The following is a 7,476-nucleotide window of genomic DNA, read 5'->3' on the forward strand; positions in this document are numbered from 1 at the left end:
GGCGACAGCATCCTGCTGGGCCGGCGCAGCGACAACGGCGCGCTCACGCCGATCACGGGCATCGTCGAACCCGGCGAGGAGCCGGCCGACGCCGCCGTGCGCGAGACGCTGGAGGAGGCCGGAGTGGTCTGCCGTGTCGAGCGCCTCGCCTGGGTGCACCAGCTGCCCCGCGTCGTCTACCCGCACGGCGACGAGGTCGACTACCTGGATCTCGTCTTCCGCTGCGAGTGGGTGTCGGGCGATCCGTACCCTGCCGACGGAGAGATGACCCACGTCGGCTGGTATCCGGTCGACGACCTGCCCCCGCTCGAGCTCCCCGACATGTACCGGCGGATCGAGCACGCCCGCGCCGATGGCGCGGCGCGGTTCGAGGGCGGTCGCTGAGCGACGGGCCGGCGCGCGGTCAGTCGCCGCGCAGCACCTCGAGCGCGTGGGCGAGGTCCGTCGGGTAGTCCGAGTTGAACGTCACCCAGTCCCCCGTGGCCGGGTGCGCGAACGACAGTTCGTGCGCGTGCAGCCACTGTCGCGTGAGCCCGAGGCGCGCCGACAGCGTCGGGTCGCCGCCGTACAGCGGGTCGCCGACGCACGGGTGGCGGTGGGCGGCCATGTGCACGCGGATCTGATGCGTGCGCCCGGTCTCGAGGTGGATCTCGAGCAGCGACGCACCGGGGAACGCCTCCAGCGTCTCGTAATGGGTCACGGAGTCCTTGCCGCCGGGCGTGACGGCGAACTTCCAGGAGTGAGAGGGATGCCGGCCGATCGGCGCATCGATCGTGCCGACGAGGGGATCGGGGTGCCCCTGCACCACCGCGTGATAGATCTTCTCGACCTCGCGCTCCTTGAACGCGCGCTTCAGCGCGACGTAGGCGCTCTCGGTCTTCGCTACGACCATGAGGCCGCTCGTGCCGACGTCGAGGCGATGCACGACGCCCTGGCGTTCGGCCGCGCCCGTGGTGGCGATGCGGTACCCGCCGGCTGCGAGGGCGCCCAGCACCGTGGGCCCCTCCCACCCGAGCGAGGGGTGCGCGGCGACGCCGGACGGCTTGTCGACCACCACGATGTCGTCGTCGTCATAGACGATGCCGAGCTCGGGCACCTCCACCGGCACGACGCGCGGCTCCTCCTTCGGCGTCCACGACACGTCGAGCCATGCGCCGCCCCGGAGCTTGTCGGACTTCGCGAGCGTGCGGCCGTCCATCGTCACGCCGCCGGCGTCCGCGACGTCGGCCGCGAAGGTGCGCGAGAACCCCAGCATCTTCGCGAGCGCCGCGTCGACACGGGTGCCGTCGAGCCCGTCGGGGACGGGAAGACTGCGGGACTCCACGTCAGTCCCCGGACTCCGGAGCGGCAGGGCCGGATGCCCCGGCCTCCTGTTCCTGGTTCGCGGCGCGCTTGTCGCGCGAGCCGTCGAAGTGGAGACCGACGAGCACGAGGATCGCGACGCCGATCATCATCGACACGATGAACATGTCGGCGATGTTGTAGATCCCCCCGGGCATGCCCGGGATGAACCACATCCACGGGGTGTCGATGAAGTCCACCACGTGCCCGACGCCGAAGCCGGGGTCGCGGAACAGGCGGTCGCCGAGGTTGCCCAGCACACCACCCAGCAGCAGACCGAGGGCGACGGCCCACAGCCGGGATCGCACGCGCGTGGCGGCGAGCCAGACGATGACGACCGCCACGGCCGACAGCGCGATCGTGAAGATCCACGTGGCGTCGGCGCCGAGCGAGAACGCTGCGCCCGAGTTCCGGGTGAGATAGAAGATCAGGAAGTCGCTGATGACGTGGACCGGCTCCTGGTACGGGAGGTTCTGCAGCGCGAAGTGCTTCGCCAACTGGTCGGCGGCCAGCACCACCAGCGCGAGGATCGCGATGATGGCGCCGGCCGCCGCCGGACGAAGGGGTGCTCGGCCCGACAAGGGTTAGAGGCCCAGCGACGAGACCGGCTGAGCGCCGGACGTCGTCGCCGTGGTCTCGAGGTCACGCAGCTTTCCCTCGATGTAGCTGCGCAGCTGAGCGCGGTAGTCGCGCTCGAAGTTGCGGAGCTCGGTGATCTTGCTCTCGAGACCGGTGCGTTCGCGGTCGAGCTTGGCGAGCTCCTCGCGGCCGCGGGTCTCGGCATCCGAGACGATGTTGGCGGCCTGTGCCTTGGCGTCAGCGATGAGCTGGTCGCGCTGCGCGATGCCCTCGGCGACGTGCTCGTCGTGGAGGCGCTGCGCCAGCTCGATGATGCCCGCGCTCGCGGCCGGAGCGGCACCGGCGGCCGGTGCGGACTCGACGACCGGTGCGGGGGCGGGCTCTGCCGCGCGTGCCGGAGCGGCACCCGACTCGTACGCCGCCAGCTTGGCCTTCAGCTCCTCGTTCTCGGCGAGGGCCTTGCGCCACTCGACCACGATCTCGTCGAGGAAGTCGTCCACCTCGTCCGGGTCGAAGCCCTCCTTGAAGCGGACGTGCTGGAACTGCTTGGTGACGACGTCATCGGGGGACAAAGCCATGGTGATTCCTCTTTCGAGCGTCTGGGCCGATGTCGGTTAGGTCGCCGGTCGGCGGCCGTTCGTATCAGCAAAGCATAGCCGCGGGTTCTGAACGTGTCGAAGAACGAGGACTCCCGGAAGACTCCCGGGGACGCGAGCGGATCAGCCCGCGAGAGCCCTCGTGATGCTCAGCAGCACGAAGCACAGCAGCATCGTCAGAGCGAACCCGAAGTCGATCGCGATCGCCCCGATGCGCAGCGGCGGGATGAACCGGCGGAACAGCTTGATGGGTGGGTCGGTGACCGTGTAGACGGTCTCGGCGATCACGAGACCGGCACCGCGCGGGCGCCATTCACGGTTGAAGAACGGGATCCAGTCGAGGATCAGCCGCGCGAGCAGCACGAAGACATAGAGAAGCAGCGCGAGGTTGAGGATCGCTGCGATGAGTTGGACGACTGCCACGTAGCCAGATTACGGCTGCGCGAACGGAACCGAGTCCGGGTCCGCCTGGGCGACCGCCCCATCGCCTGACACGGCGACGTTCTCGGGCGACAGCAGGAACACCTTGCTCGTCACGCGCTCGATGCGCCCGTAGAGCCCCAGCGACAGGCCGCTGGCGAAGTCGATCAGGCGGCGGGCGTCGGCGTCGCTCATCTGCGAGAGGTTGATGATGACGGGGATGCCGTCACGGAAGTTCTCTGCGATGACCTGGGCATCCCGGTACTGCTTCGGGTGAACCGTCAGGATCTCGTTGATCGTCGCCGGAGCCGGCTGGCGGACGACGGTGGGGCGATGGATCGGGGTCACGGGGGCTGCCGCCTTCTCTACGACCTTCTCGGAGGTGCGGGCACGCGGCTGCGGTGCCGGCTCTTCGTAGACCTCTTCTTCGTCGGCGAGGCCCAGGTACACCATGGTCTTCTTGAGCGGGTTCGACATCTCATCCTCCGTAGTGCTCATCTGTTCCGAGGTTAACCGCGTTCGGGCCGAGGGCCGGTGATTGCCGACCCGATGCGTAGGTGTGTCGCGCCGGCCGCGACGGCCTCTGCGAAGTCGGCGGTCATGCCCGCCGAGATCCAGGATGCGTCGGGCACGACGCTCCGGAGGGCCTCCGAGCAGCCGTGCAGCCTCGCGAACGCGGGGGCCGGGGGCTCGTCCAGCGGCGCGACCCCCATCACGCCCCGCACGCGCAGCGACGGCAGCGCCGCGGCATGCTCGGCCAGGGCGACGACACCGTCCGGCGACACGCCGCCGCGTCCCGGATCGTCGGTGAGGTTCACCTGCAGGAGCACGTCGAGCACGGGGTCGCCGTCCTCGGCGGCACCGTGCAGGGCGTCGGCGAGTCTGGCGCGGTCGAGGGAGTGCACGACGGTCGCCGCCGCCCGGATGGCCCGCGCCTTGTTGGTCTGCGCCTGCCCGATGAAGTGCCAGCGCAGGTCGGCGCGGTCACCGACCTCGACCACCTTGCGGCTGAGTTCCTGCTGGCGGTTCTCCCCCACGTCGCGCACGCCGAGCCCGTAGAGCTCCTCGACGAGAGACGCGGGGTGGAACTTGGTCACCACGATGCGGGTGAGCTCGGACGGATCGCGGCCTGCCGCGCGTGCGGCATCCGCGATCCGTCCGTCCACCTCCGCGAGACGGTCCGCGAGCGACACTTACTTCAGGAAGTCGGGGATGTCGAGGTCGTCGTCGCTGAACGCGGAGTCGTACGACGACTCCGTCACGGCGCCGACGCTCACCGGCACCGCCGGGGGCTCGACGACGTCGCGGTCCTTCGCGGCCTCGTCGGCGGGCGTGACCGGCACCGCGGGCGTGGACACCACGCGGGCGGCCGTCATCGGCTCGATGCGAGCCTGGGGCTCGCCGCCGTCGAAGCCCGCAGCGATGACCGTGACACGCACCTCGTCGCCGAGCGTGTCGTCGATGACCGTGCCGAAGATGATGTTCGCCTCGGGGTGCGCCGCCTCTTTGACCAGCTGCGCGGCGTCGTTGATCTCGAAGATGCCGAGGTTGGATCCGCCCTGGATCGACAGCAGCACGCCGTGCGCGCCCTCGATCGAGGCTTCGAGCAGGGGCGATTCGACAGCGAGCTCGGCGGCCTTGATGGCGCGGTCCGCTCCCCGTGCCGAGCCGATGCCCATGAGGGCCGACCCCGCTCCCTGCATGACGGACTTGACGTCGGCGAAGTCGAGGTTGATGAGACCCGGCGTCGTGATGAGGTCGGTGATGCCCTGCACACCGGCGAGGAGCACCTGGTCGGCGGTCGCGAACGCCTCGATCATCGAGATCCCGCGGTCACTGATCTCGAGCAGGCGGTCGTTCGGCACCACGATGAGGGTGTCGACCTCTTCCTTGAGGCGTGCGACGCCGGACTCCGCCTGCTGCTGACGACGGCGCCCCTCGAACGAGAACGGCTTCGTCACGACACCGATCGTGAGTGCTCCTATCGACTTCGCGATCTTCGCGACGACGGGAGCACCGCCGGTGCCGGTTCCGCCACCCTCACCCGCCGTGACGAAGACCATGTCGGCGCCGCGCAGCGCCTCCTCGATCTCTTCGGCGTGATCCTCGGCCGCGCGGCGACCCACTTCGGGGTCGGCGCCCGCGCCGAGTCCGCGCGTGAGTTCGCGTCCGACGTCGAGCTTGACGTCGGCATCGCTCATGAGCAGCGCCTGGGCATCGGTGTTGATCGCGATGAACTCGACGCCGCGCAGGCCGAGCTCGATCATGCGGTTCACCGCGTTGACGCCGCCGCCGCCGACGCCGACGACCTTGATCACGGCGAGGTAGTTCTGGTTCTGGCTCATGCCGGCCCCCTGGCTTGTAAACCTTCAACCTCTAGTAGAGGTATAAAGAATTGCCCGGTATGCAATTCCGCTGTCTCGAAAGTAAGCGGATGCCGCGCCGCAGCCCGGAACGAGTCGGCGTGTCGCGCCAACCTGTGAGGGAATTCCCGACCGTCACCGTCAGCGGACGACGACAGCCTCGGGCGACGACACGTCGTAGGTGGAGACGTCCTGCGGAGGCCTCCCCGCCATCGTCTTCTGCAGCACGACCGCCTTCAGGGCCGACTTCTCGGCGTTGCCCCACACGACCTGCGTGTTGGTTCCACCGAGGGTGAGCGTGACATCGTCCGCGGTGGACGCCGTCACCTCCGTCACCTGCGCGCGGATGTCGTCGGGGAGCGACCGCATCACCTGACCGGCTGCGGCGAACGCGTCGGAGTCCACGCCTCCCGTGATCGTGAGCAGCGGGGTGCCGGCGCTCGGGGTCGCCGTCGTCGAAAGGGCGACGCCCGCAGCGTCGACGAGCGTGTAGCCGGCGCGCGTCTGGATGAGGCCGACAGGCGTGCGCTCGACGATGCGGACCACGAGCTCGTGCGGCGGCCGCGCCTCCAGCGCGTACGTCTCGACGAGCGGGAACGCCACGAGCGCCTTCTTCACCGCGCTCTCGTCGACGAGCGGCAGCGGCTTGCCGAGCTGGCTCGACAGGGCACCGGCCACGTCGGACGCGTTGAGCTGCTGCGCCCCCACGATCGAGATCTTCTCGACTCCGAACAGCGGGCTGTACGCCGCCCCGACGGTGCCGAGGGCGAGCAGGATGACGGATGCCGCGGCCCCGAGCCAGACCGCCCGCCGCCGCCGCTGGCGCACGGTGAAGCGGCGCACCTCCGCGCGCAGCGCCTTGCGGCGCGCGCGGGCGGCCTTCCAGACCTCGCGAAAACCCACGTCGGGATCGTCGATCGCCTCGGTGGCGGAGGATGCCGCGGCATCCGGCGCACGGCCCTCGGCGGCGAGAGGAATCACCGGAGCCGTCGGGTGCTCCCCGGCGCCGGGCGTCGCATCCCAGTCCGCCGTCTCGGCCGGGCCGCCGGCATCCGTCGCCGTCTCGTCGTCGGCGGCCGCGTCGACCGCCCTGCGCGACGTGCGCGCAGCGACCGGAGCCGCGCCGCGCGTGGCGGCGGGCGGCTGCGGCAGCGGCGAGGGGCGACGCATCCGGGCCCTACTCCCCCGGTTCCTGCGCGGCGGGCGTGGCCGCGAGGGCCTCGAGCACCTGCGGGATGATGAGGTACACGTTGCCGCAGCCGAGCGTGATGACGTAGTCGCCCTCGCGCGCGACGGTCGCGGTGTAGTCGGCGGCCTCCTGCCAGTCCGGCACGAAGTGGACGTGCGACGGGTCGGCGAAGGCGTCGCTGACGAGCTCGCCGGTCACCCCGGGCACCGGGTCCTCGCGGGCGCCGTAGACGTCGAGCATCACGGTGTGGTCGGCGTAGCGCTCCAGCACCTCGGCGAATTCGCGGTACATCTCCTGCGTGCGCGAGTACGTGTGCGGCTGCTGGATCGCGATGATGCGCCCGTCGCCGACGACGGTGCGCGCAGCGGCGAGGGCGGCGGCCACCTCGGTCGGGTGGTGCGCGTAGTCGTCGAAGACGCTGACACCTCGTTCGACCCCGTGCAGTTCGAACCGGCGGATCGTTCCCGCGAAGCCTTCGACGGCGCGGACGGCCGGCTCGAGGTCATGGCCCAGCGTCAGCAGCACGGCGACCGCGCCGGCGGCATTGATCGCGTTGTGCGCGCCGGGGAAGGGCAGCTGCGCGTCGACGGTCGCGCCGTCGTGGGTGAGGCGGAACGAGACCGGCCCGTCGGCGACGATGTCGCTCACGCGGACGTCGGCGTCGGCCGCTTCTCCGAACGTCACGACATTCGGGTGGGTGAGCTGCGCGGCCACGAGCTGCGCGCCCGCGTCGTCGGACGAGATCACGACCGCCTCGCGCGCCTCGTTGGCGAAGCGCGCGAAGGCGGCGTAGAACGCGTCGCGCGTGCCCCAGTGGTCGAGGTGGTCGGGGTCGACGTTCGTGATGAGCGCGATCGACGTGTCGTACAGCAGGAAGGTGCCGTCGGACTCGTCGGCCTCGATGACGAACACCTCGTCGGAGCCGGTGCCGCTCGAGACGCCGAGCTGTGCGATGACGCCGCCGTTGACGAACGTCGGGTCGACGCCG

10 protein-coding genes are annotated in these 7,476 nt (G+C 70.3%); 1 reads left to right on the forward strand and 9 read right to left on the reverse strand.

The window, feature by feature from the left end:
* On the forward strand, positions 1 to 384 hold a 384-nt coding region (locus tag ACTHNQ_RS01665), incomplete at its 5' end, for an NUDIX domain-containing protein (protein WP_440330707.1).
* A gap of 19 nt (positions 385 to 403) precedes the next feature.
* Here the strand turns inward: ACTHNQ_RS01665 and ACTHNQ_RS01670 are convergent.
* The 9 genes from ACTHNQ_RS01670 to ACTHNQ_RS01710 form a co-directional block, all read right to left on the reverse strand.
* Positions 404 to 1,324 carry an RluA family pseudouridine synthase gene (locus tag ACTHNQ_RS01670; RefSeq protein ID WP_440330708.1) on the reverse strand — a complete coding sequence of 307 codons (921 nt, stop codon included), beginning with the start codon at positions 1,322 to 1,324 and terminating at the stop codon, positions 404 to 406.
* Between the two features lies 1 nt (position 1,325).
* The gene (gene lspA, locus ACTHNQ_RS01675; protein WP_440330709.1) at positions 1,326 to 1,922 is read right to left on the reverse strand and encodes a signal peptidase II; all 597 of its coding nucleotides are present in this window, start codon (positions 1,920 to 1,922) and stop codon (positions 1,326 to 1,328) included.
* 3 nt (positions 1,923 to 1,925) lie between these two features.
* Entirely contained in the window at positions 1,926 to 2,498 is a 573-nt protein-coding gene (locus tag ACTHNQ_RS01680) for a DivIVA domain-containing protein (RefSeq protein ID WP_440330710.1), read from the reverse strand.
* 141 nt (positions 2,499 to 2,639) lie between these two features.
* Positions 2,640 to 2,939, reverse strand: coding sequence for a YggT family protein (locus ACTHNQ_RS01685; protein WP_440330711.1), 300 nt, complete (start codon positions 2,937 to 2,939; stop codon positions 2,640 to 2,642).
* A gap of 9 nt (positions 2,940 to 2,948) precedes the next feature.
* On the reverse strand, positions 2,949 to 3,413 hold the full coding sequence (locus ACTHNQ_RS01690) for a cell division protein SepF (protein ID WP_018170567.1): 465 nt from the start codon (positions 3,411 to 3,413) through the stop codon (positions 2,949 to 2,951).
* Positions 3,414 to 3,445: 32 nt separating this feature from the next.
* Positions 3,446 to 4,129 carry a YggS family pyridoxal phosphate-dependent enzyme gene (locus ACTHNQ_RS01695; protein ID WP_440330712.1) on the reverse strand — a complete coding sequence of 228 codons (684 nt, stop codon included), beginning with the start codon at positions 4,127 to 4,129 and terminating at the stop codon, positions 3,446 to 3,448.
* Complete coding sequence (ftsZ, locus tag ACTHNQ_RS01700; RefSeq protein WP_018170565.1) at positions 4,130 to 5,281, reverse strand: cell division protein FtsZ; 1,152 nt, start codon at positions 5,279 to 5,281, stop codon at positions 4,130 to 4,132. It lies immediately after the preceding gene.
* 159 nt (positions 5,282 to 5,440) lie between these two features.
* Entirely contained in the window at positions 5,441 to 6,469 is a 1,029-nt protein-coding gene (locus ACTHNQ_RS01705) for an FtsQ-type POTRA domain-containing protein (RefSeq protein WP_440330713.1), read from the reverse strand.
* A gap of 7 nt (positions 6,470 to 6,476) precedes the next feature.
* Positions 6,477 to 7,476 (reverse strand): UDP-N-acetylmuramate--L-alanine ligase (locus ACTHNQ_RS01710; protein ID WP_440330714.1); only part of this gene is annotated, 1,000 nt, incomplete at its 5' end.

Source organism: Microbacterium sp. (assembly GCF_051953575.1).
GTDB lineage: Bacteria > Actinomycetota > Actinomycetes > Actinomycetales > Microbacteriaceae > Microbacterium.